Origin of the sequence: Paraburkholderia sp. Cpub6, assembly GCF_014201065.1 — a bacterium.
Classification (GTDB): domain Bacteria; phylum Pseudomonadota; class Gammaproteobacteria; order Burkholderiales; family Burkholderiaceae; genus Paraburkholderia; species Paraburkholderia tuberum.
Genome location: NZ_JACHDM010000033.1, coordinates 20,652 through 42,109 on the forward strand (window position 1 = coordinate 20,652; position 21,458 = coordinate 42,109).

The 21,458-nt window shown below is 64.5% G+C and carries 23 protein-coding genes and 1 pseudogene; 17 read left to right on the forward strand and 7 right to left on the reverse strand.

The annotated features are described in order from the left end of the window. Positions 1-40 precede the first annotated feature (40 nt). The 3 genes from phnF to phnN are packed head-to-tail and all read left to right on the forward strand — an operon-like array spanning position 41 to position 2,108. Positions 41-799, forward strand: a complete 759-nt coding sequence (phnF, locus tag HDG33_RS32670; RefSeq protein ID WP_184039300.1) for a phosphonate metabolism transcriptional regulator PhnF — start codon at positions 41-43, stop codon at positions 797-799. Then, positions 796-1,560 (forward strand): DUF1045 domain-containing protein, encoded by a 765-nt coding sequence (locus tag HDG33_RS32675; protein ID WP_184039303.1) that lies wholly within the window; start codon positions 796-798, stop codon positions 1,558-1,560. Before phnF ends, HDG33_RS32675 begins: the two co-directional genes overlap by 4 nt. Then, positions 1,557-2,108 carry a phosphonate metabolism protein/1,5-bisphosphokinase (PRPP-forming) PhnN gene (phnN, locus tag HDG33_RS32680; protein ID WP_090809526.1) on the forward strand — a complete coding sequence of 184 codons (552 nt, stop codon included), beginning with the start codon at positions 1,557-1,559 and terminating at the stop codon, positions 2,106-2,108. The genes HDG33_RS32675 and phnN overlap by 4 nt, the downstream gene beginning before the upstream one ends. A gap of 15 nt (positions 2,109-2,123) precedes the next feature. On the opposite strand, the gene HDG33_RS32685 is transcribed toward phnN, so the two are convergent. After that, positions 2,124-3,032, reverse strand: coding sequence for a LysR family transcriptional regulator (locus HDG33_RS32685; protein WP_184039306.1), 909 nt, complete (start codon positions 3,030-3,032; stop codon positions 2,124-2,126). A 111-nt stretch (positions 3,033-3,143) separates the two neighbouring features. Here HDG33_RS32685 and HDG33_RS32690 point away from each other — a divergent pair, with 111 nt between their 5' ends. Beyond that, positions 3,144-4,334, forward strand: coding sequence for a M20 aminoacylase family protein (locus HDG33_RS32690; protein WP_184039308.1), 1,191 nt, complete (start codon positions 3,144-3,146; stop codon positions 4,332-4,334). A gap of 84 nt (positions 4,335-4,418) precedes the next feature. Here HDG33_RS32690 and HDG33_RS32695 read toward each other — a convergent pair whose 3' ends face one another. Beyond that, positions 4,419-5,243, reverse strand: coding sequence for an IclR family transcriptional regulator (locus HDG33_RS32695; RefSeq protein WP_018424811.1), 825 nt, complete (start codon positions 5,241-5,243; stop codon positions 4,419-4,421). Positions 5,244-5,487: 244 nt separating this feature from the next. On the opposite strand from HDG33_RS32695, the gene HDG33_RS32700 reads away from it, so the two are divergent. The 7 genes from HDG33_RS32700 to pcaF all read left to right on the forward strand — a co-directional run bounded on the left by HDG33_RS32700 (position 5,488) and on the right by pcaF (position 12,587). Continuing rightward, entirely contained in the window at positions 5,488-6,192 is a 705-nt protein-coding gene (locus tag HDG33_RS32700) for a FadR/GntR family transcriptional regulator (protein WP_184039311.1), read from the forward strand. A 72-nt stretch (positions 6,193-6,264) separates the two neighbouring features. Continuing rightward, positions 6,265-7,155, forward strand: a complete 891-nt coding sequence (gene ltnD, locus HDG33_RS32705) for an L-threonate dehydrogenase (protein WP_184039314.1) — start codon at positions 6,265-6,267, stop codon at positions 7,153-7,155. A 14-nt stretch (positions 7,156-7,169) separates the two neighbouring features. Then, the gene (otnK, locus tag HDG33_RS32710; RefSeq protein WP_184039317.1) at positions 7,170-8,483 is read left to right on the forward strand and encodes a 3-oxo-tetronate kinase; all 1,314 of its coding nucleotides are present in this window, start codon (positions 7,170-7,172) and stop codon (positions 8,481-8,483) included. Further along, positions 8,480-9,142, forward strand: coding sequence for an aldolase (locus tag HDG33_RS32715; RefSeq protein ID WP_184039320.1), 663 nt, complete (start codon positions 8,480-8,482; stop codon positions 9,140-9,142). The genes otnK and HDG33_RS32715 overlap by 4 nt, the downstream gene beginning before the upstream one ends. Before the next feature lie 61 nt (positions 9,143-9,203). Next, complete coding sequence (gene otnI / locus HDG33_RS32720) at positions 9,204-10,004, forward strand: 2-oxo-tetronate isomerase (protein WP_184039322.1); 801 nt, start codon at positions 9,204-9,206, stop codon at positions 10,002-10,004. Positions 10,005-10,037: 33 nt separating this feature from the next. Beyond that, complete coding sequence (denD, locus tag HDG33_RS32725) at positions 10,038-11,018, forward strand: D-erythronate dehydrogenase (RefSeq protein WP_184039325.1); 981 nt, start codon at positions 10,038-10,040, stop codon at positions 11,016-11,018. Positions 11,019-11,384: 366 nt separating this feature from the next. Further along, positions 11,385-12,587 (forward strand): 3-oxoadipyl-CoA thiolase, encoded by a 1,203-nt coding sequence (pcaF, locus tag HDG33_RS32730; RefSeq protein ID WP_184039328.1) that lies wholly within the window; start codon positions 11,385-11,387, stop codon positions 12,585-12,587. Positions 12,588-12,729: 142 nt separating this feature from the next. Here pcaF and dmeF read toward each other — a convergent pair whose 3' ends face one another. Together dmeF and HDG33_RS38155 are read right to left on the reverse strand one after the other, a co-directional pair. Next, on the reverse strand, positions 12,730-13,647 hold the full coding sequence (gene dmeF, locus HDG33_RS32735) for a CDF family Co(II)/Ni(II) efflux transporter DmeF (RefSeq protein ID WP_184039338.1): 918 nt from the start codon (positions 13,645-13,647) through the stop codon (positions 12,730-12,732). 6 nt (positions 13,648-13,653) lie between these two features. Further along, the gene (locus HDG33_RS38155; protein WP_090809546.1) at positions 13,654-13,929 is read right to left on the reverse strand and encodes a metal/formaldehyde-sensitive transcriptional repressor; all 276 of its coding nucleotides are present in this window, start codon (positions 13,927-13,929) and stop codon (positions 13,654-13,656) included. 241 nt (positions 13,930-14,170) lie between these two features. On the opposite strand from HDG33_RS38155, the gene HDG33_RS32745 reads away from it, so the two are divergent. The 3 genes from HDG33_RS32745 to HDG33_RS32755 all read left to right on the forward strand — a co-directional run bounded on the left by HDG33_RS32745 (position 14,171) and on the right by HDG33_RS32755 (position 16,414). Further along, on the forward strand, positions 14,171-14,749 hold the full coding sequence (locus HDG33_RS32745) for a hypothetical protein (RefSeq protein ID WP_184039341.1): 579 nt from the start codon (positions 14,171-14,173) through the stop codon (positions 14,747-14,749). 271 nt (positions 14,750-15,020) lie between these two features. Continuing rightward, positions 15,021-15,974 carry a hypothetical protein gene (locus tag HDG33_RS32750; protein ID WP_184039384.1) on the forward strand — a complete coding sequence of 318 codons (954 nt, stop codon included), beginning with the start codon at positions 15,021-15,023 and terminating at the stop codon, positions 15,972-15,974. A 188-nt stretch (positions 15,975-16,162) separates the two neighbouring features. Continuing rightward, entirely contained in the window at positions 16,163-16,414 is a 252-nt protein-coding gene (locus HDG33_RS32755; protein WP_260330661.1) for a hypothetical protein, read from the forward strand. A 123-nt stretch (positions 16,415-16,537) separates the two neighbouring features. Here the strand turns inward: HDG33_RS32755 and HDG33_RS32765 are convergent. Beyond that, positions 16,538-17,101: pseudogene (locus HDG33_RS32765) on the reverse strand (transposase domain-containing protein); the annotation flags it as partial. Between the two features lie 275 nt (positions 17,102-17,376). Here HDG33_RS32765 and HDG33_RS32770 point away from each other — a divergent pair. From HDG33_RS32770 to HDG33_RS32780, 3 genes are read left to right on the forward strand one after another with little or no spacing between them, the layout of a single operon-like run. After that, positions 17,377-17,820 (forward strand): hypothetical protein, encoded by a 444-nt coding sequence (locus HDG33_RS32770; RefSeq protein WP_184039387.1) that lies wholly within the window; start codon positions 17,377-17,379, stop codon positions 17,818-17,820. Beyond that, on the forward strand, positions 17,820-18,383 hold the full coding sequence (locus tag HDG33_RS32775) for a lysozyme (RefSeq protein ID WP_184039347.1): 564 nt from the start codon (positions 17,820-17,822) through the stop codon (positions 18,381-18,383). The genes HDG33_RS32770 and HDG33_RS32775 overlap by 1 nt, the downstream gene beginning before the upstream one ends. Next, a complete protein-coding gene (locus tag HDG33_RS32780) occupies positions 18,367-18,819 on the forward strand; it encodes a hypothetical protein (RefSeq protein ID WP_184039350.1) in 453 nt (150 codons plus the stop codon). Before HDG33_RS32775 ends, HDG33_RS32780 begins: the two co-directional genes overlap by 17 nt. A gap of 421 nt (positions 18,820-19,240) precedes the next feature. Here HDG33_RS32780 and HDG33_RS38160 read toward each other — a convergent pair whose 3' ends face one another. Together HDG33_RS38160 and HDG33_RS32790 are read right to left on the reverse strand one after the other, a co-directional pair. Beyond that, positions 19,241-19,762 carry a TetR/AcrR family transcriptional regulator gene (locus HDG33_RS38160; RefSeq protein WP_311548405.1) on the reverse strand — a complete coding sequence of 174 codons (522 nt, stop codon included), beginning with the start codon at positions 19,760-19,762 and terminating at the stop codon, positions 19,241-19,243. Between the two features lie 185 nt (positions 19,763-19,947). Next, positions 19,948-21,408 carry an efflux transporter outer membrane subunit gene (locus HDG33_RS32790; protein WP_184039353.1) on the reverse strand — a complete coding sequence of 487 codons (1,461 nt, stop codon included), beginning with the start codon at positions 21,406-21,408 and terminating at the stop codon, positions 19,948-19,950. Between the last annotated feature and the right edge of the window lie 50 nt (positions 21,409-21,458).

Here is a 21,458-nt window from a genome sequence, read left to right on the forward strand (position 1 = left end):
CGTCATGGCGATCATTTGAACCGAAGGGAATGACAGCACCATGACATCGAACGACAGCGCGGCGCCGGCCACGACGCTCGAACGCGGCGCGGGCGTGGCCGTCTGGAGACAGATCGAACAGATTCTCGCCGCAGAGATCACGGCAAGCGGGTTCGGCGAAGAAGGGCGGCTGCCGAGCGAGGGTGAGCTGGCGAAGCGCTTCGACGTCAACCGTCACACGGTGCGCCGCGCGATGCTCGGCCTCGCCGCGCTCGGCCTCGTCAGCGTCGAGCAGGGGCGTGGCACGTTCGTGCAGCCCGGCGCGATCGACTATTCGATCGGCCGCCGTACGCGTTTCACCGAGAACCTGCGTCAACAACATCACTCGCCCGCGGGCACGATGCTGTCGGCCGCGCGCGTGAAGGCCGAGCCCAGTGTCGCGAAGGCGTTGGGTCTGCGCGCGGGCGCGGCGGTCTATCGCATCGAATCGCTGAACGCGTCGGACGGCGTGCCGCTCACGTACGCGCGCAGTTGGTATCCGGCCGCGCGTTTTCCGGATTTGCCGGAGGTCGTGCAACGCCTCGGCGGCACGACGAAAGCGCTGGCCGAATTCGGCGTGGACGATTATCTGCGCAAGTGGAGCCGCATCGGCAGCGTGCTGCCCGAGCCGGAAGTCGCGCGGCGGCTCAACATCAACCGTCAGCAGCCGGTGCTGTGGGTCGAGAACGTCGACGTCGATCTGCAGGGCACGCCGGTCAAATACGGCTTCACGCATTTCGCGGCCGATCGCGTGCAACTGCTCGTGGAGCATGACCTGTGAGCGGCCCCGTATGGAGTGCCGAAGCGCGCTTTGCGCTGTACTACGCGCCGTCGGTTGAATCGGCGTGGTGGCAGGCCGGCTCGACATGGCTCGGCCGCGATGCGCACAGCGGCGAGCGTCGCGCGCAGCCGCAGGCGCCAGGCCTGACGCGCCCGCTCGCCGCGTTGACCGACGCGCCGCGCCGCTATGGCTGGCATGGCACGCTGGTCGCTCCGTTCCGGCTCGGCGCCGGCGTCACGCAGCCCGACCTGCTCGCGGCCGCGCGAGCCTGGGCGCTCGCGCAGCGGCCGTTCACGTTGCCGGTAGAAGCGGCCACGCTGGGCGACTTCGTCGCGTTGCGACCGGCCGATGCAGATGGCGAGACGCGCATTCGCGAGCTCGCGTCGAACGCGCTGCAGTCGCTCGACAGGCTGTGCGCGCGGCCGTCGGCGGCCGATCTCGAGCGACGGCTCGCCGCGCCGCTCAGCGAACGCCAACGTGCGTTGCTGTTGCAATGGGGCTATCCGTACGTGTTCGACGAGTTCCGTTTTCATATGACGTTGTCCAGTTCGCTCGCTGATGCCGACGAGCGCGCGACGCTGATCGCATGGTGGCGGGAGCGCACGCCCGCGCTCGGGCCGCTCGCTGTCGATCAGGCCGCGCTGTTCGTCGAGCCGGCGCCGGGTGAGCCGTTCGTGCTATGGCAGCCGCTGCCGTTCAGCCACGGCGCGCAACCTGGCGATCGCACGAACAAGCAGCAAGACGAGGTGAGCAGCCAATGACTGGGCGTTTGATCTATGTGATGGGGCCGTCGGGCGCGGGCAAGGATTCGCTGCTGCAGTTCGCGCGGATGCGGCTCGCCGGCGAGCCGCTCGTATTCGCGCATCGTTACATCACGCGGCCGAGCGGCAATGGCGAGGTGCATGTTGCACTAAGCGTCGAGGAGTTCGCCGCGCGCTCGGTGCTTGGCCTGTTCGCGCTCGAATGGTCGAGCCATTCGCTGCGCTATGGCATCGGCATCGAACTCGATGCGTGGCTCGCGCGCGGCTGCACGGTGGTCGTCAATGGCTCGCGGCAGTACCTGCAGCATGCGCTCGCGCGCTATCCACGCGCGGAAGTGGTGCACGTGAGCGCCGCGCCGCATATTCTCGAAGCGCGGCTCGGCGCGCGGGCGCGCGAATCGTCGGAGCAGGTCGCGGCGCGGCTCGCGCGGCGCGCGCCGTTTGCGTTGCCGGCCGGCGTGCGCTGTACGACGATCGACAACTCCGGCGCGCTCGAAGAAGCGGGGCACGCATTGATCACGGTGCTCAAGGAGCAGGTGAGCGCGTAGCGCAAGCACGCGGCCTTACTGCACGGCTCCCATCCGCTCCCGCGTCACCTGCCGCAAACATGCGACGAACTGCTGCACGGCCGGCGTCGGCAGCAGATCGCGTCGCGAGATGATGCTCAGATCGTAGTTCGGCAGCGCGTCTTCGATCTGTGCGACGCGAATGCCTAGCGGCGCGACCCTTTGCGCAAGCGGCCGCGTGAAGCAACTGATCACGTCGGTCTGCGACACGAGCCCGAGCGTGACTGCAAACGACGACGGCGCGCGCAGCAAGCGCTTCGGTACCGGCAAGCCGTGCGCGCTGAACATCGCCATCATCACGCTGTGCGGGAAGTGGTCGGCGCCCACCGTGACGATCCACTCGGCGTCGAGCAGCTCGGACAGACGCGTGACGTTCGCGAGCGGATGGCCAGCGCGCATCGTGACGACGAACTGCGTCGAGTACAGCGGCACCTGCACCAGATCGTTATCCAATGCCAGAACGTGATGGATCGCCGCGAGATCGAGCGCGCCGTTGCGCAGACGCGCGAGCGCGTCGGGCACCGTCACTTCCTCCAGATGCAGACTCACGAGCGGCATCCGCTCGCGAAAGCTCGACACCGCATGCGGCAGTACCGTCAGCGCCAGCGAAGGCATCGTGCCGACGCTGACCTTGCCGGCCAGTTCGCCCTTCACCTGCTCGACGGCCTCGACCGTGCGGCGCATGTCGCCGAGCAACTGCTCGGCGCGCGGCAACAGCGCGAGCCCGCACGCGGTCAGCTCGATGCCGCGCACGCTGCGCACCATCAGCTCGGCGTTGAGCGCGCTTTCCAGCTCGCGAATCGTATGCGTGACGGCCGGCTGCGTGACGCCAAGCTCACGCGCCGCGGCGCGCAGACTGCGGTGATGCGCGGCGGCGACGAAGGCCTGCAACTGCTGCAGCTTCATAAGGGTAACCCCGTATATAAGACCTGTTAATCAGGGTGAAAAAAATAGCATCTTATTCGAACAAAACGGCGTGGCTATAGTGCGAGGCTACTCACTGGAGCCATACAAACTATGAACGAGACCCCGCGTTTGACCGAAGTGTCCGATCTGGAACCCGCCGCCGCGAGCCTGCGCGAGATTCGCCATCAGATTCACCACCATCCGGAACTCGCGTACGAGGAAGTGCAGACCGCGGCGCTCGTCGCCGAAAAACTCGAACAGTGGGGCTGGCAGGTCACGCGTGGGGTCGGCAAGACCGGCGTGGTCGGCACGCTGAAAGAGGGTGACGGCAAGCGCAGCATCGGCATTCGCGCAGACATGGACGCGTTGCCGATCATCGAACAGACCGGCCTGCCGTACGCGAGCGGCACCCACGGCAAGATGCACGCGTGCGGCCACGACGGTCACACCACGATCCTGCTCGGCGCCGCGCAACGTCTCGCGGCGACGCGCAATTTCTCGGGCACCGTGCATTTGTATTTCCAGCCGGCCGAGGAAAGCGGCATCGACAGCGGTGCGCTGAAGATGATCGACGACGGCCTGTTCGAGCGCTTCCCGTGCGACGCCGTGTTCGGCCTGCACAACCATCCGGGAGCCGAGCCGGGCGTGTTGCTGTTCCGCAAGGGACCGTTCATGTCGGCGGGCGACAAGGCGATCATCACGATCGAAGGCGTCGGCGGCCATGCGGCGCGTCCGCATCTGACCGTCGATCCGGTCGTGGTCGCCGCGAGCATCGTGATGGCGCTACAAACGATCGTCGCGCGCAACGTCGATCCGTCGCAGCCCGCCGTGGTGACGGTCGGCTCGATGCACGCGGGCACCGCGAACAACGTGATTTCCAGCAGCGCGCGGCTCGAACTCAGCGTGCGCTCGTTCAGCCCCGAGGTACGTGCGTTGCTGAAGAAGCGCATCACTGAGTTGGCCGAGTCGCAGGCCACGAGCTATGGCGGCAAAGCGCACGTCGAGTACATCGAAGGCTATCCGGTCGTCATCAATACGGATGCCGAAACGGATTTCGCGGTGCAGGTCGCGCGCGAACTGGTGGGCGACGACAAGGTGGTCGAGCAGACCGACATCCTGATGGGCAGCGAGGACTTCGCATTCATGCTGCAGAAGCGGCCGGGCACGTTCCTGCGCATCGGCAATGGCGTCGGCGAGGACGGTTGCATGGTGCACAACCCGCACTACGACTTCAACGACCGCAGTCTGCCGATCGGCGCGGCGTTCTGGGCACGGTTGGTGGAGCGCTATCTCGCGCAGTGAGCGCTTGATGCACACGCCGCGGCGCGCACGAGGCTTGAGCGCCCGGCCGCTCATCACCGCGCGGCCGGAGCCACGAAGCGTTCATTAGCCGCGCCGCGCGACCATCTCCGAGACTGTCTGCGCGGCTCGCTGCAGCGGTTCCAGAAACGCCTTCACCATCTGTTTGGCCGAATTGCGCTGTGCGTTGCCGCTGATGTTCATCGCGGCGATCACGCGGCCCTGGCGATTGCGAATCGGCGCGGACAGCGAAATCAGGCCGCCTTCGAGCTCCTGATCGACGATCGCCCACCCCTGGCGACGCACCTGCTCGATCAGCTTCTTCAACTCTTGCTTGTCGGTGACGGTGCGCGGCGTGTGCGCGTAGAGCGGCGTCGAGTTCAGCGTCGCGTCGAGCGTCTCGTCGTCGAGCGAGGCAAGCAGCACGCGGCCCATCGACGTGCAGTACGCGGGCAGGCGGCTGCCGATCGAGAGGTTGATCGTCATGATCTTGTGAGTCGGCACGCGCAGCACGTAGACGATCTCGGTGCGATCGAGCACGGCCGCGGAGCAGCTTTCGTGCACCTGCGCCGACAGGCTTTCCATCACCGGTTCGGCGAGATTCCAGAACGGCATCGAGGTCAGATACGCGAAGCCGAGGTCGAGAATCTTCGGCGTCAGACGAAACAGGCGTCCCTCGGCTTCCACATAGCCGAGTGTTTGCAGCGTCAGCAGGATCCGGCGCGCACCGGCGCGCGTGAGGCCAGTCGCCGCGGCGACGTCGGTGAGCGTCTGTTCAGGCCGCGTCGCGTCGAACGCGCGGATGACCGCGAGGCCGCGCGCGAACGACTGCACGTACGAGTCGCCCGGTTTCTCCGGGGCCGGTTCGGCGTTGGCGGGCGCGACGGAAGACGGCGGCAGGGCTTTGCTCATGGACCTTGATCGTGGGTTCGGAAGAGTGCGCGCGAAGGACGCGCGACGCGCGTTCGTTTCGATGCGGCGCCGCGTTTTGCGTTGCGGCGCAAAGGCGAGACGATAGCTTAAGCCTTCTATTTCGCCAAATAACGCCGATTTGTGCAAAAACTCCAGGGTTTGCGTGGATGCGATTCCCACTCCAAATTTGTATGATGACCCGATAACCTGACTAGTTCACGACACCCTGTCCAACCGATCCGCCATGTTCGACAAGATTCCCGCGCGCGCTTTGAGCGACACAGTCGCGCAGCAACTGCTGAAGCAGATCGACAAGGGCACCTTCGCGCGCGGCGCCAGGCTGCCGACCGAAGCCGTGCTTGCACAACAGTTCGGCGTAAGCCGCACGGTGATTCGCGAGGCGCTGTCGCGACTGAAGAACGAGGGGGTGGTCGAGCCGCGCCAGGGCAGTGGCGTGTTTGTCGCCGGGCACGGCGCGATCCGCCCGCTGCGAATCGACTACGCGGAAGCCGTGGAGCCGGGCTCGGTCGTGCAGATCCTCGCGCTGCGTCGCGCGATCGAGGCGGAGGTCGCGTCGGAAGCCGCGATGCGCCGCAGCGATGCCGACATGGCCGCGATCGACGCCGCGCTCGCGCGCATCGAGCGCGCGGTCGGCAACGGCGAAGACGGCGTCGCCGAAGACGTCGCGTTTCATCGCGCGATCGCGGCGGCTACGGGCAATCCGTATTTCCTGAAGACGCTGACGTTCCTCAATCAGTACCTCGAAGCGGGCACGGTCGTCACGCGCCGCAACGAGGCGCTGCGCGAGGACTTCTCGCGGCAGGTGCGCGAGGAGCACGCGGCGATCGCCGCGGCGATTCGCGCCGGCGATCCGACGGCGGCGCGCAATGCCGCGCAGACGCATCTGTACAACGCGGCGCGGCGGCTTGCCGAGGCGGGCATCGTCTGACGCGCTGAAGCCGCGCGGTGATTCCGACGCGCGCGAACTCACGAATGCGGCACCCATCCATAGAGGTCATGCATGTCGAGAAATGTCGGTGTCATTGGTTTGGGGGCCATGGGGCTCGGCGTCGCGCGCTCGCTGTTGCGCGCGGGCTTCAGGGTCCACGCGTGCGACTTGCGGCGCGACGCGCTGCAGGCGTTCGTCGATGAAGGGGGCATCGGCTGTGCGACGCCCGCGGAGCTCGGCGCGCAGTGCGAGGTCGTGATCACGCTGGTCGTGAATGCGGCGCAAACCGAGGCCGTGCTGTTCGGTGAGCACGGCGCGCTCGCGGCCATGAAGCCGGGCGGCGTCGTGATCGCGAGTGCCACGGTCGCGCCGGAGTTCGCGAGCGATCTCGGCAGGCGCGTCGAGGCGGCCGGCCTGCAGATGCTCGATGCGCCGGTCTCGGGCGGCGCGGCGCGCGCGGCGTCGGGCGAGATGACGATGATGACGTCCGGTCCCGCGGCCGCTTATGCCGCGTGCGAAGACGTGCTCGCCGCGATCGCCGGCAACGTGTATCGGCTTGGCGCCACGCATGGCGCAGGCTCGAAGGTGAAGATCATCAACCAGCTGCTGGCCGGCGTGCATATCGCGGTGGCCGCCGAGGCAATGGCGCTCGGCCTGCGCGAAGGTGTCGACCCGGACGCGCTGTACGACGTGATCACGCATAGCGCGGGCAATTCGTGGATGTTCGAGAACCGCGTGCCGCATATTCTCGCGGGCGACTACACGCCGCTGTCGGCGGTCGATATTTTCGTCAAGGACCTCGGCCTCGTGCTCGATACCGCGCGTCGCACGAAGTTTCCGCTGCCGCTGTCGGCGGCAGCGCATCAGATGTTCATGATGGCGTCGACGGCGGGCCACGGTGGCGACGACGACTCGGCGGTCGTGAAGATTTTCCCAGGCATCGAATTGCCGACGAAGCAATAGGCGAGGGAGAGGTCATGACGGCTCAAACGAATCCCGCGCTGCTCGGCTGCATCGCCGACGACTTCACCGGCGCCACCGATCTCGCCAACATGCTCGTGCGCGGTGGCATGCGCACGGTGCAGACGATCGGCGTGCCCACCTCCAACGCAGCGCTTGGCGCCGACGCGCTCGTCGTCGCGCTGAAGTCGCGCACGATCCCGGCCGCCGACGCGGTCGCGCAATCGCTGGCCGCGCTCGCCTGGCTGCGCGCGCAAGGGTGCCGGCAATTCTTCTTCAAGTACTGCTCGACCTTCGATTCGACCGATGCGGGCAACCTCGGCCCGGTGACCGATGCGTTGCTGAATGCGCTGTCCACCGAGTTCGCTGGGCGCGCGTCGTTCACGATCGCGTGTCCCGCGTTTCCCGAGAACGGCCGCACGATTTTTCGCGGTCATCTGTTCGTCGGCGATGCGCTGCTGAACGAGTCGGGCATGGAAAACCATCCGCTGACGCCGATGCGCGACGCGAACCTCGTGCGCGTGCTGCGGCGGCAAACGCAATCGAAGGTCGGGCTCGTGCGTTACGACCAGCTCGCGCAAGGCGATGCGGCCGTGCGTGCCGCATTCGCCGCGTTGCGCGCCGACGGCGTGCGCATCGCGATTGCCGATTCGGTGTCCGACGCCGATCTGCACACGCTCGGCGCGGCCTGCGCGGATCTCGCGCTGATCACCGGCGGCTCCGGCGTCGCGCTTGGTTTGCCGGCCAACTTCCGGCGCGCGGGTCTGCTCGGCGAGCAAACCCATGCCGCGCAATTGCCGCGTATAGAAGGTTTGTCGGCGGTGCTCGCGGGCAGTGCGTCGACGGCGACCAACGCGCAGGTCGCCGCCTGGTGCGCGACACGGCCCGCGTTCCGCATCGATCCGCTCGCGGCGGCGCGCGGCGAGGACGTCGTCGGCGAGGCGCTCGCGTTCGCACAACAGCGCTTCGTGCACGCGGAACCGGTGCTGGTCTATGCGACCGCATCGCCCGACGAAGTGCAGGCCGTGCAGCGCGAACTCGGCGTCAACGAGGCCGGGCATCTGGTCGAGAAGACGTTGGCGGCGATTGCGCGCGGTCTGCGCGAACGGGGTGTGCGCAAGTTCGTCGTCGCGGGCGGCGAGACTTCGGGCGCCGTCGTGCAGGCGCTCGACGTGCGCATGCTGCGCATCGGCGCGCAGATCGATCCGGGCGTGCCGGCCACGGCGACGACCGAAGCGGAACCGCTCGCACTCGCGCTGAAATCCGGCAATTTCGGCACCACGGACTTCTTCGACAAGGCCCTGCGCCATCTCGACGGAGCCGCGCAATGAGCGACGCACCGGCACTTCACACCTGCGCCGAAGCGCGCGTGCGCGAGGAAATCTGCGCGGTCGGCGCGAGCCTGTATCAGCGCGGCTATACGGTCGGCAGCGCCGGCAACATCAGCGCGCGGCTCGACGACGGCTGGCTGATCACCCCGACCGACGCGTGCCTCGGCCGCCTCGATCCCGCCGACATCGCGAAGGTCGATGCAAACGGCCACGCGGTGTCGGGCGGCAAACCGTCGAAAACGCTGGCGCTGCATCGCGGTATCTATGCGCGCAACGTCGAGGCGCGCGGCATCGTCCATACCCATTCGACGCATCTGGTCGCGTTGACGCTCGCGGGCGTGTGGAGCGAAGCGGACGTGCTGCCGCCGATCACACCGTACTACGTGATGAAAGTGGGCCATGTACCGCTGATTCGCTACGAACGCCCGGGCGATCCCCGAGTGGCCGCCCAGATCGCCGCGCTGGCCGATCGGGTGCGCGCGGTGTTGCTCGAACGTCTGGGGCCGGTAGTGTGGGAGCGCTCGGTCGCGCACGCGTCGTATGCGCTCGAAGAACTCGAGGAGACCGCGCGCCTGTGGCTGATGACGAATCCGCGGCCCGCGCCGCTCGACGCCGCCGCGATCGAAGAACTCCGTGCCGCGTTCGGCGCGCGCTGGTAGCAGCGCGCATTGCCGATGAACGCCGCACACCGTATCGCACTGTCTTGAAGGAGTTGCCGCCATGCCTCGCTTCGCCGCCAATCTGTCGATGATGTACAACGAGCACGCGTTTCTCGATCGCTTCGCCGCCGCCGCGCGCGACGGCTTCAACGCGGTCGAATTCCTGTTTCCCTACGAGTTCCGCCCGGGCGAGCTGAAGGCGCGGCTCGACGCGCATGGCCTCACGCAGGCGCTGTTCAATGCGCCACCCGGCGACTGGAGCGGCGGCGAGCGCGGCCTTGCGTCGTTGCCGGGCCGTGAGGACGAGTGCCGCCGCGGCATCGACACGGCACTCGAGTACGCGCGCGTGCTCGGCAATCGCAAGCTGCATGTGATGGCGGGGTTGATCGCCGGCGATCAAGCGGGCGAAACCCAGCGCAAAATACAACGCGACGTGTACCTGAACAACCTCGCCTATGCCGCGCGGGCCGCGCAAGCCGAACAGATCACGGTCGTCATCGAGCCGATCAATACGCGCGACATGCCCGGCTATTTCCTCAATCGACAGGACGACGCGCAAGCGATCTGCGCCGAAGTCGGCGCGCCGAACCTGAAGGTGCAGTTCGATTGCTATCACTGCCAGATCGTCGAGGGCGATCTCGCGACGAAGCTCAAACGCGATATGGCCGGCATCGGTCACATCCAGGTTGCGGGTGTGCCCGAGCGGCACGAGCCCGACATCGGCGAGCTGAACTACCCGTACCTGTTCGATCTGATCGATGCGCTCGGCTACGACGGCTACATCGGCTGCGAATACCGGCCGCGCGCGGGGACCTCGGCGGGGCTTGGCTGGCTGAAGCCTTATCTCGATGCGGGGCGTTGACTCTTTCCGACAACCACTGACGCACACGTAACCATGAAAGTACTGATCACCGGCGGTGCCGGTTTTCTCGGCCAGCGTCTCGCGCGCGAGCTGCTCGCGCGCGGCGCACTGAAAGATGCGCACGGCGCATCGCAAGCGATTGCCGGGCTCGTGTTGCTCGACGTCGTGCGCGCACACGATTACGGCGATGCGCGCGTGCGCACCGAAGTCGGCGATATCGCGGAGCGCAGTGTGCTCGAACGCGCGATCGACGATCAAACCTCGGTGATCTTTCATCTCGCTGCGATCGTCAGCGGCCAGGCCGAGGCGGACTTCGATCTCGGCATGCGTATCAATCTCGATGCGTCGCGGCTGCTGCTCGAAATCTGCCGGCAGCGCGGGCACCAACCGCGCGTCGTGTTCACCAGTTCGGTCGCGGTCTACGGTGGCGATCTGCCTGCAGTCGTGCAGGACGACACCGCGCTCAATCCGCAGTCGTCGTACGGCGCGCAGAAGGCGATCGCGGAGCTGCTGCTCAACGATTATTCGCGGCGCGGCTTCGTCGACGGCCGCGTGCTGCGGCTGCCGACCATCAGCGTGCGGCCGGGGCGGCCGAATGCGGCGGCGTCGTCGTTCGCGAGCGGCATCGTCCGCGAGCCGCTCAATGGCGAGGAGGCCGTGTGTCCAGTCGCCGGTTCGACGCGGCTGTGGTTGCTGTCGCCGCGCAAGGCGATCGAGAGTCTTATCGCCGGCCTCGAACTCGATGGCGCCGCGCTTGGCAAGCAACGCGTGCTGAACCTGCCGGGCTTGTCGGTCAGCGTCGACGAGATGATCGCGGCACTGCGCGAGGTCGCGGGCGAGGCGGTCGCGAACCGCATTGTGCGGCAGCCCGACGAGCGCATCGAGAAGATCGTCGGCAGTTGGCCCGGCGCGTGGGATACGTCGCGCGCCGAACGGCTCGGGCTCGCGGCCGAGCGCAGTTTCGCGGACGTGATTCGCGGCTACATCGCCGATGAAGGAATCGAAGTTCGCTGAAGATCACCCCCTCCGCGTATTCCCTGGTGTCGCTTGGCACGGCTGCGGCCGTGCTTGACATGCTTTCGCGCCCCCGCCTATTATCGAGGCTGTTTTGTTCGATATATGACCTTGTGTTCGTATATAGAACATGAGGCGGGGCGAAGAAGGGGCGGCAGCCGTATCGGTCGTCAATCCCAAGCCCATCGTTCACGATCCTGCGCTAAGCTGGTCCGACGTGACGGCGCGCCGCGCCGCCGCCGTTTTGCAGCCTCCCGCCCGCGGCCGTTGGCCCTCGGGCCGATGCCTCGGCGCATCGAACCGGGCGTCATCGGTGCAAGGCCGGCCGAGGCGCAGCGCACGCAGCATCTCAACTGGAGACATCCCATGACCGAAGCATTCCTGTGCGACGCGATTCGCACCCCCATTGGCCGCTATGCGGGTTCGCTGTCGTCGGTGCGCGCCGACGACCTGGGCGCGGTGCCCCTCAAGGCGCTGATGGAGCGCAACAAGAACGTCGACTGGACCGCGATCGACGACCTCATCTACGGCTGCGCCAACCAGGCCGGTGACGACAACCGCAACGTCGCGCGCATGTCGCTGCTGCTCGCGGGTCTGCCGAAGGACGTGCCGGGCTCGACGGTCAACCGTCTGTGCGGCTCGGGCATGGATGCGGTCGGCATCGCCGCGCGCGCGATCAAGTCGGGCGAGGCCGCGCTGATGATTGCCGGTGGCGTCGAAAGCATGAGCCGCGCGCCGTTCGTGATGCCCAAGGCGACCAGCGCGTTCTCGCGTCAGAACGAGGTCTACGACACGACGATCGGCTGGCGTTTCGTGAATCCGCTGATGAAGAAGCTGTATGGCGTCGACTCGATGCCGGAAACCGGTGAAAACGTCGCGACCGACTACAACATCAGCCGCGCCGACCAGGACGCATTCGCGCTGCGCAGCCAGCAGAAGGCGGCGCGCGCGCAACGCGACGGCACGCTCGCGCAGGAGATCGTCGGCGTGACGATCGCGCAGAAGAAGGGCGATCCGATCACGGTCATGCAGGACGAGCATCCGCGCGAAACGAGCCTCGAAACGCTCGCGAAGCTGAAGGGCGTCGTGCGTCCGGACGGCACGGTTACGGCCGGTAACGCATCGGGCGTGAACGACGGCGCGGCGGCGTTGCTGCTTGCCAATGAAGAGACCGCGAAGCGCTTCGGCCTCACGCCGCGCGCCCGCGTGCTCGGCGTGGCCACCGCCGGCGTCGAGCCGCGCGTGATGGGCATCGGCCCGGCACCCGCCACGCAGAAGCTGCTCGCGCGTCTGGGCATGACGATCGACCAGTTCGACGTGATCGAACTGAACGAAGCGTTCGCCTCGCAAGGTATCGCGGTGCTGCGCGCCCTCGGCGTCGCCGACGACGATCCCCGCGTGAACCCGAACGGCGGCGCGATTGCGCTCGGCCACCCGCTCGGCATGAGCGGCGCGCGTCTGGTGACGACCGCGACGTATCAGCTGCAACGCACCCAGGGCCGCTTCGCGCTGTGCACGATGTGTATCGGCGTCGGCCAAGGCATCGCGATCGCGATCGAGCGCGTGTGATGCGTGAGCTGGTTTAGCGCCAGCTTCGGTCCCCGCGCTAGGCGGGTCTCCGCGCAAGCTGAATAGTAAAAAGCGGGAGGGCCGGCGTCGAGACACGCTGGCCCTTTGTTTTTATCGCGCCTTGTTGCGCCGGGCGCAGGCGTTATGACGCCGCTTCGACGGTCAGATGCATGACCTCATGCACCGGCGCGAGCCGCGCGCGGATCGTCTCGGCCGTAACGCCGCCATGCGTGCGTACGCTGACGATCGCCGCTCGCGCCTCCGGGCCGATCTGCCAGACGTGCAGGTCGGCGATCTCTGCATCGCCGTGCGAATCCAGGATTTCGCGGATTTCGCCAGCCACGTGCTCGTCGGTTTTGTCGAGCAGCACGCCGGCCGTGTCGCGCATCAGCGTCCATGCCCAGCGCGCGATGACGATCGATCCGACGATGCCCATCAGCGGGTCCATCCAGACCCACCCGAGATAGCGGCCGGCCAGCATGGCCACGATCGCCAGCACCGAAGTCAGCGCATCGGCGAGCACGTGCACATAGGCCGAGCGCAGGTTGTTGTCGGACCCATGCGCATGGTCGTGATGATGGTCGTGATCGTGATGCCCATGGTGCGCATGGCCGCCCGACAACAGCAGCGCGCTGACGATGTTCACGACCAGCCCGATCGCCGCAATCACCGCGGCCTGCCCGAACGCGACACCGGTGGGATGAACGAGCCGGATCGCCGATTCGATGCCGATGCCAAGCGACACCAGCGCGAGAATCAGCGCCGAAGCGAAGCCGGCAAGCTCGCCCACTTTTCCCGTTCCGAAACTGAACGCGCGGTTTGCCGAGTTGCGTCTCGCGAACGCATACGCGAGCGCGGCAATCCCGAGCGCGCCGGCATGCGTCGCCATGTGGAAGCCGTCGGCGAGCAGCGCCATCGAGCCGGTCACGTAACCGGCCGCGATTTCGCCGATCATCATGACAACGGTGAGCGCGACGACGAAGCGGGTGCGGCGCGCGTTGTCGTCGTGCGAGCTGCCGAGAAACGAGTGCTCGTGTTTGCGGATCAGATGGTCAGTCATACAAACTTACTTCGAATAGCGGCGGATTGCGCCGATCAATGCATCAACTCCCTTCTTGCGCTGGCTGGCTGTCAGGTCCGGATGCGCGACATGTTCGCGCGCGTGCGCCTCGACGATCTCGTCGAGCAGGCCGTTCATTGCGCCGCGGGTCGCGGCCACCAGGTGCAGGACTTTTTCGCAATCGGCGTCCGACTCCAGTGAACGCTCGATAGCCTGAACCTGGCCCGCGATGCGACGAACGCGTTTCAATAAGCCGTCTTTGTGTATGCTCAGATGTGCCATACATATACCCCCTATGGGTATATAGGATAGCACGGTACCGAGATGGCGTTTCTGATGGCTGTCGGCGGCCATGCCGATGCATACGTCGGCAAATCGTTCGCGCATACTGTTGGCCGTGGTTGTCCTGTAGGCGCGGGGTTCATGACGCCGGGCACGAATGCTGCGTAGCACGAAGCGATTGCGCTCGACGCGCATGACCGACCGTCAAGCTGTATTGATACCTCGCACGAGGAGAAAGCGGATGAAAACAGCGACGATAGCTGCAGCATTGGTCATCGCGGTGGTGGCCGCGGCCCCGCCGGCGCGAGCGCAGGACGACATGGCGAGCACCGCGCAAGCGATGCTCAGCGCGGCGCAGCCGGTGCATATGACGGCGGAGATCGTCGCCATCGATGCGGGCAACCGCTCGCTGACATTGAAGGGCCCGCATGGCGACGTCGCGATCGTGCTCGTCAGCCAGCAGGTTGCCGGTTTCGATCAGATGAAGATCGGCGATCGCGTCGACGTGCTGTACAAGAATGCGTTGCTTACCAAGGTCGACAAGGCAAGCAGCGCGGGCAAGGGGATTCGCGAGCGGGTCGACCGGCGGAGCTATGCGCCGGCGTCGGGCGGGTACGAGTCGGCGCGGCAGACCGAGGTGCTCGCGACCGTGCTGAAGATCGATCGCAAGCAGCGCCTCGTGACGCTGCGCGGCGCGTATCAGACCCAGACCTTCGAAGCCGCGCCCGACGTCGATTTGAGCGACGTGAAGGTCGGCGAGACCGTGCATGCGGCGTTCGTGTCCGCCGCCGCCGTGCAGGTGACGCCGGTCGGGCAGTGAGCGGCGGGGCCGCAGTCGATTCCGGCGGCCGCATCTGTTTCGCAAACTATGTCGAAATATGTCGCGGCTCCCGCCGAATGCCCGCAAAACCTTGCCTGGCCGGCCCGCGTCGCGGTGAAACAGCGCGACATATGTTCTGTGATGATTTCCGCGGAGTGTCCTTCTATAGTCCGTTCGTCGCCACGCGGCAGTGACGCAAGTGGCCCGAATCCAGCAAGGACATACCGTGAAAAATCGTTCATTCGCAGGTTCCGACAGGGTCTGCGCCAGCATGGCGCGAGGCGCGCTGCGCAAGGTGGTGCTCGGCGCGGCCGCCGCCGTGCTCGCGCTCGGCAGCGCATCGGCGTTCGCGTGGTCGGGTCACGGCACCGCGTACACGTCGCGCGGCGTCTATAACGGTTCGCACTACGGCTCGTGCGGTGGCGGTAGCTGCTCGCATGCGGGCAGCGTGGCCGGCCCCTATGGCGGCTTCGCAAGCAACACTGGCACAGTCACGCGCACGTCGCCCGGCCAGTTCTCGAACTCGGGTACCGCGACGGGCCGCTACGGCAACTCGGTGCAGCACTCGGGCGACACCAGCTGCGCGGGCGGCTCCTGCTCGCATAGCGGCACGCTGACCGGTCCCGACGGCAAAACGGCGACGACGTCCGGCGACGTGACGCGCACCGCGCCGGGCCAGTATTCGTCGTCGGGCTCGATCACCGGGTCGAACGGCAATACGGCCAATCATTCTGCGTCGACGAATTGCGCGGGTTCGACCTGCGCGCGCTCGGGCACGGTGACGGGTCCGGACAACAACAACGTCTATCACTCAGGCACCGCGACGCGGGTCGCGCCCGGCGTCGTGACGACTTCGACGAGCGTGACCGGCACGCAAGGCCACACGGTGACCTCGAGCGGTACGGTGGTAACAGGCGGGGTGGTGGTCGCGGGCGGGACCACGACGGCGACCGGTGCGACCGTGGTCGTTGCGCCGAAGCCGGTGGTGGTCGTGGCGCCGCCCCCGCCGGTCGTCGTGCCTCCGCCGGTCGTGTACGTGCCGCCGAAGCCCGTCGTGGTGACGCCTCCGCCGGCCTATGTTCCGCCGCCGGTGGTGGTCGTGGCGCCGCCCCCGCCGCCGGCCGTCTACGTCGCGGCGCGTCCCGTGTATGTCGCGCCGCGGGCTGCGGTCTGGGTGCCGGGCCATTGGGTCGGGCGCGTGTGGGTGCCGGCGCATTGGGCGTGACGATGAGCGCGGCGATGAGAATCAGAACCTGCGTAGAATCGTGGCGCTCACGTCGCGCCGCGCGGTGCGACGCGAGGTGCGAAATGGCGGGCTCGTGTCCACCATCTGCTGAGGCGGAGCGTCACTCGCGAGCGCAAAGGGCTGCGCGGGGCGCGCTCCGCAAAACGGTCGCGCGCGCGACGATCGTCGTGGCGACGTTGCTGGCGATCAACGCAGTCATCGACGCCAACGACGCCAACGACGACCTTCGCGCGAACCCCGACGCCGGCGCGGCGAGCGACTGTTCCGCGCGCTACGCCGCGTTGCTCGATCTGGCCGAACTCGCGCGGCGTGACGGCAAATCGTCCGAGGTGGTCGTGCGTGGCTTGAGCCAGCAGAACGGGGCAATGAGCGAGTGCATACCTGCAGGCCGCGTCAGGCCTGCACCGCCATTACATTGAACGCGGCCGCGTCGGATCGCCTTCCAGAAAAATCGCGGCGGGGATCGGATTGAACACGTAGGCGTCGATGGGCTCGAATCCCAGCGATGCGTAGAGGCCGAGCGCCGCTTGCATCGTCGGCAGCGTGTCGAGACGCAGGCGGCGATAGCCCGGCACCAGATGCGTGGCAAGCGCGGTGAGCGTAACCGCGCGCAGTTGAGGGTAGCTACCACTGCGGCCATGAGCAGCGGCAGAGGCGCCGAAATGTCTGCGGTTGGCGGCACTGTCGGCGGGGCGCAGCGTGGTGCCATCCATCGTGAACAGCGAGAATCCCTTGAAGAGGTATCCGTGCTGATCCTGCGCGACCCAGTTTCTGGCTGATTCGTGAAACAGCCGCGCCAGTGGCGCCTCGCCGACGCGCTACCGCGCCTGGGTGATGGCACTCCTGCTGACAAACGACGCATCGGCCACAGGTAACGCAAGGTCCAGTTCATCGACGACCTCGCTGATTGACTGGTGTCGGTACAGCGCGAGCGCGATCACCAGCCATCTGACCTGTTGCGCGGGAAGTCGACGCCGACGCACGCTGGCACTGCTACTGGCCTGCACTGCAGACTCGATCCATTCGTACGGCAGATGCTGGCCCAGCCGTCCCCATTCGAAGGGCGGCTGTGATTTGACAAGAAGGCGCAGATCCTCAACCAGCATGGCGATGCAAGTTAACATCGCCACGCCCCGTTTACAACTACTTTGCGCAGGAAACAAAAATGCCGTTCAGTCGCTTAACTGAACGGCATTAGGGCACAATGCCGCCATTTTTGTTGGGCCGTAATATAGGAAAAATGCACTGAATGAGATGCCCGGAATCATCATAATCGAAAATATTTGTCAAAATGGTTTTATCTCAAATTAAAGTTGTTGACCGTGTCGTGTGTTAGATGGTTAATTCTCTGCGTGTGTTCTGGAAAATCAGCAAAGGTCAAATGGGACAGCAGAAACAGGATGAAACCGGCGGCAAGGAAGAGTGCCAGCTTTGCCGTATCACCTATTCAATCTACTCAAACTTCCCGCCAATGCCGTCCGCCATGGCGCTGAACGCCGAAACCGGCGAATGGTTTCCGTTCGATAGGCTGAAATCGTATTCAAACGGTTACGACATGGCCGAAGCCCTGGGTTACGCATGGGCGTGCGACTGTCGCGGGCGGAAGGCAGCGCCAGCGCTAACGTCGAAGGATCGCACTCACGACGAACAATACACACTCAAAGATGGTGACGGCCGCGTTATGCCCGACACGTATTACACGGTTCGTCTGCCGTCCGGTTCGCTCGTCCACGGCGTAACGGATAGTCTGGGGCGCACTAAACGCTACAAAACAAACGGCGCTCAATCCATACATATTTATCTTGGTCACAGAGAGGAGGCGTAATGCCTGACGCACTTGGAACAGCGGTAACGAATACAAATCCGAATTCGAATCTGGTGGTCCAATCCAGACGACTAGGCAAACCCTGGAAGATATCGCAACAAGGGATAACTTTCATTGCGGGCTGGGAAGCTTTCATGCCGCATATATATGACAATGACGGGGCTGGTAAAGGAGGTAATGCAACTGTTGGATATGGGCATCTGGTTCATATGGGGCCAATATCCGGTGCGGCGTCTGAAGCGCCGTTTCGTAATGGCATAACAATTGCCCAGGCGCGAGAATTATTGCTGCTTGATCTTGAATATCCGGAGCGCATTGTAAATAAAAAAATTCACGTGCCAGTATATCAGTTCGAGTACGACGCACTCGTTTGCTTTGTATATAATCTTCCAAGTGGTAATGCTGGCTTGCTGAATCTTGTTAACTCGGGTCATTATGACCGCGTGCCGGCTAAATTTTTAGAGTACACGATGGCCGGTGGTGTGCGTCCGCGTGGACTGATCAAGCGACGTCGCTCAGAAGGTAGTCTTTTTAAAGACGGAAATTATGACCACAGCCATTAAAGCCATCGTGGCCGTATTAATTGTATCGGCATCTATTTCCGTGTTTGCGGATACGTCATGTGAAGAAAAGGCACAAACGCGAAACGATTTTCTTGCCTGCACTAACGCCGACACAGAAAAAATTCTCGCTGACGCAGAGAAGCTGTATCAAGGCATCAGGAAGATCACGACGGGAGATAAACAAATTGCTTTAGATAAGAATTTTGAAGTATGGAGTGAAAAAATATCATCGGACTGTATTTTAATTGCTTATTCGTTTAACGAATGGAGTGATCGCTATGCTCCTGATACTGGTTTTCAGGTTGCGGAATGCCGGTTGAAGATCGCGTCGCAGGAAATGGAATTCTATAAGTGGCTGGCTTGTCCTGGAGATATGGAAACATCAAAAATTCCAAAATGTGTTGCGATCAATAGATTACTTCGAAGAAGTCAGTAGAAAGGATTGCGAGGAGTGACGCAATGAATTTGTGTCGACCTCTATCCAATAAAAACGGGTTGAACGACCCGTTTCGACGCGGCCATTTAAAGGCAGGTCATGCAGGCAAGCGGCACCACCACGACTGGGCATAGGCGACGTCGCCGATGAACTCGATGCCGGTGAGCACGAAGCCGTTAGGCCCCATCCAGCTAATTTCAACATCGTGCAGCGGCGGCAGTGTCGACCAGTCCCCTCTCCGGTCATTTGACGCTTCCGCAGGTCAACGGCCGGTAAGAAATCCGAACGGACACTCTATCAGCCATTCTCCGTTGACTCTCTGGCCGCCTCCGCGCGCGCGACAACCAGGAGACTTGGCTGATACCGACTAATGGATTGAATCGCTTGACCGGGTATTTGGTGGAGGAGGCGCAAGATCAAACTATGTTTCAGTCAGGACTGGTGCATTGCAGAACATCTTTGTCAAAACGTTGCTCAAAATCGCTTCGGCCGAAGCGTTCGACAGATCATTGGGCATCATCATGTTGAAGGAGAGGATGCCGTCGATCAATGCGATAAGGGCGAGCGCGTGGTCGGCGAAAGGGCCCGGCAACTGTATGTTGAGGCGCTTGCATAAGTGCTCAATGAAGTACGCGATCATGTCGCGCTTTTTCAGGCATAAGGCATTCACATGTTGTCGGAATTTCGCGTCACGCATGGCATGCAAACGTGCCTCAGCCCAGATGATGTAGTTGTTGTCGTCGCGATAGCACTGCGCGTACAACAAGGTGAGCTGCACTTGCAGGTTTTCGCTGGACGGTGCGGCGTCTCGCAGCTTCTGCAAGTTTTCTTGCATGTTCTGGTGATCGAGACGGAGCAGTTCGACGAATAGATCGCTCTTGCTGCTGAAGTTCGAGTAAAACGCGCCGCGGGTATAGCCGGCCTGGGCTGCGATATCCTCCACGCTAGTCGCAGCAAACCCTCTTTCGGCGCTTGCTCGACGCTGCTGCGTCGAGCAAGCGCCGCCGGGTTCGCTCGCGACTTTCTGCTCGCGTCATTCGTTTGTGTGGCATGCGGCAAAGCGCTCATATGGCAAAGAACGATGGCCAAAATCCACGCTCCTGGCAAATCGTTGGGTGCGTAGGGTTGCTATTTGATGGCGACCGCTTCGGATTCGCGAGGTTGCCATCCGCCACCGAGCGCCTTGAAGGCAGCAACGGCTGCGCGTGCGGATTCCGTTTGCGCCTGCACCCGCTCATCGGAGGCGCGTAGCAGGTTGTCGTCGGCCTGCAAGACTTCGATCAGGCTGACGACACCTTTTTGATAGGCCGCAAACGAGGCGGCTCGCGCACGGCCAAGGGAATCCACTCCCTGGGTGAGCACCGCGGCCTGTTCCTCGCGCTTGACGAGTGCAGAGAACGAGTTCTCGACATCTTCGGTCGCGTGCAACGCGGCAAGCCGATACGCTGCCAACATCTCGGCCTCCTGACCCTTAGCCTGCCCGATCTGCGCATTGATGCGGCCGAAATCAAACAGACGCCAGCGCAGCCCCAGCACGCCAGCGGCCTGATTGGCGCCGCTACTGAACAGGTTGCCGCTGGCCACCGAGGTGGCGCTGCCGAGCAGTCCACTGAGCGACACCTTGGGGTAATACTCGGCGATGGCCACGCCGATGCGGGCGTTCGATGCGGCGAGGCGACGCTCGGCCACGATCAGGTCGGGCCTGCGCCTGAGCAACTCTCCCGGCGATCCTGTGTCCGCGATCCGCGGGGCGACCGGGATGTCACCAGCTTCGACCAGTTCGGCTCGATGCGTGCCGGGCTGTGAACCCAGCATTACATCCAGCGCGTTCATCGCTGCATCCAGGCCCGCCTCGAGGACCGGGACGGATGCCTGAACCTGGGACAGCGCACCTTCGGCCTGGCTCACCTGAAGGTCGGCCGCCAATCCTTTGCTATACAGGAGGTTGATGGTCGAAAGCAGATCCTGCTGCGTCTGCACCTGCCGCCGGGCAACCTTCAGACGGGCCTGCAATCCACGAATCGTGATGTAAATATCGCCAGTCTGCGCCGCCACTGCCAGGCGCGTGGCCACCGCACCGGCTTCCGAAGCCTGGTATTCGGCAAGTGCGGCTTCCCGCCCGCGACGCAGGCCACCAAACACATCCAGTTCCCAGCTCGCGTTGAAATTAGCCTCGTAATCATTGCCGTAGCGATCGAAACCGGGCGTCGAATTCAGAACTCGCCCCAAGGGGGTTTCGACCGACTGGTAGACTCGCGCCGCCTGGCCGCTGACAGTGCCGGACGGCAGCAGCGCGGCATTCGCCGCGCCAAGTCCCGCGCGCGCCTGCGAGACGCGAGCGGCGGCCTGCGCGAGGTCCAGGTTCTGATCCAGTGCGAGCGTGACGAATCGTGTCAGTTGCGGATCATCGAAACCCGTCCACCACGTGACAAGGTCGGCACTGGCCGCCGCGTGCCGGTGATCCACCGCGGCCTGGCCCTGGAACTGCTCGGGCATGGCTACATCGGGCCGGACATAATCGGGGCCTACAGCGCAGCCAGCCGAGAGACTGGCGGCAATAACCGCGGCAAGGATGGGTTTGGGTAGCATGAGCGTCTTCGCAAGATTCCGGTGGTGACTATAATACCAAATAGTCACTG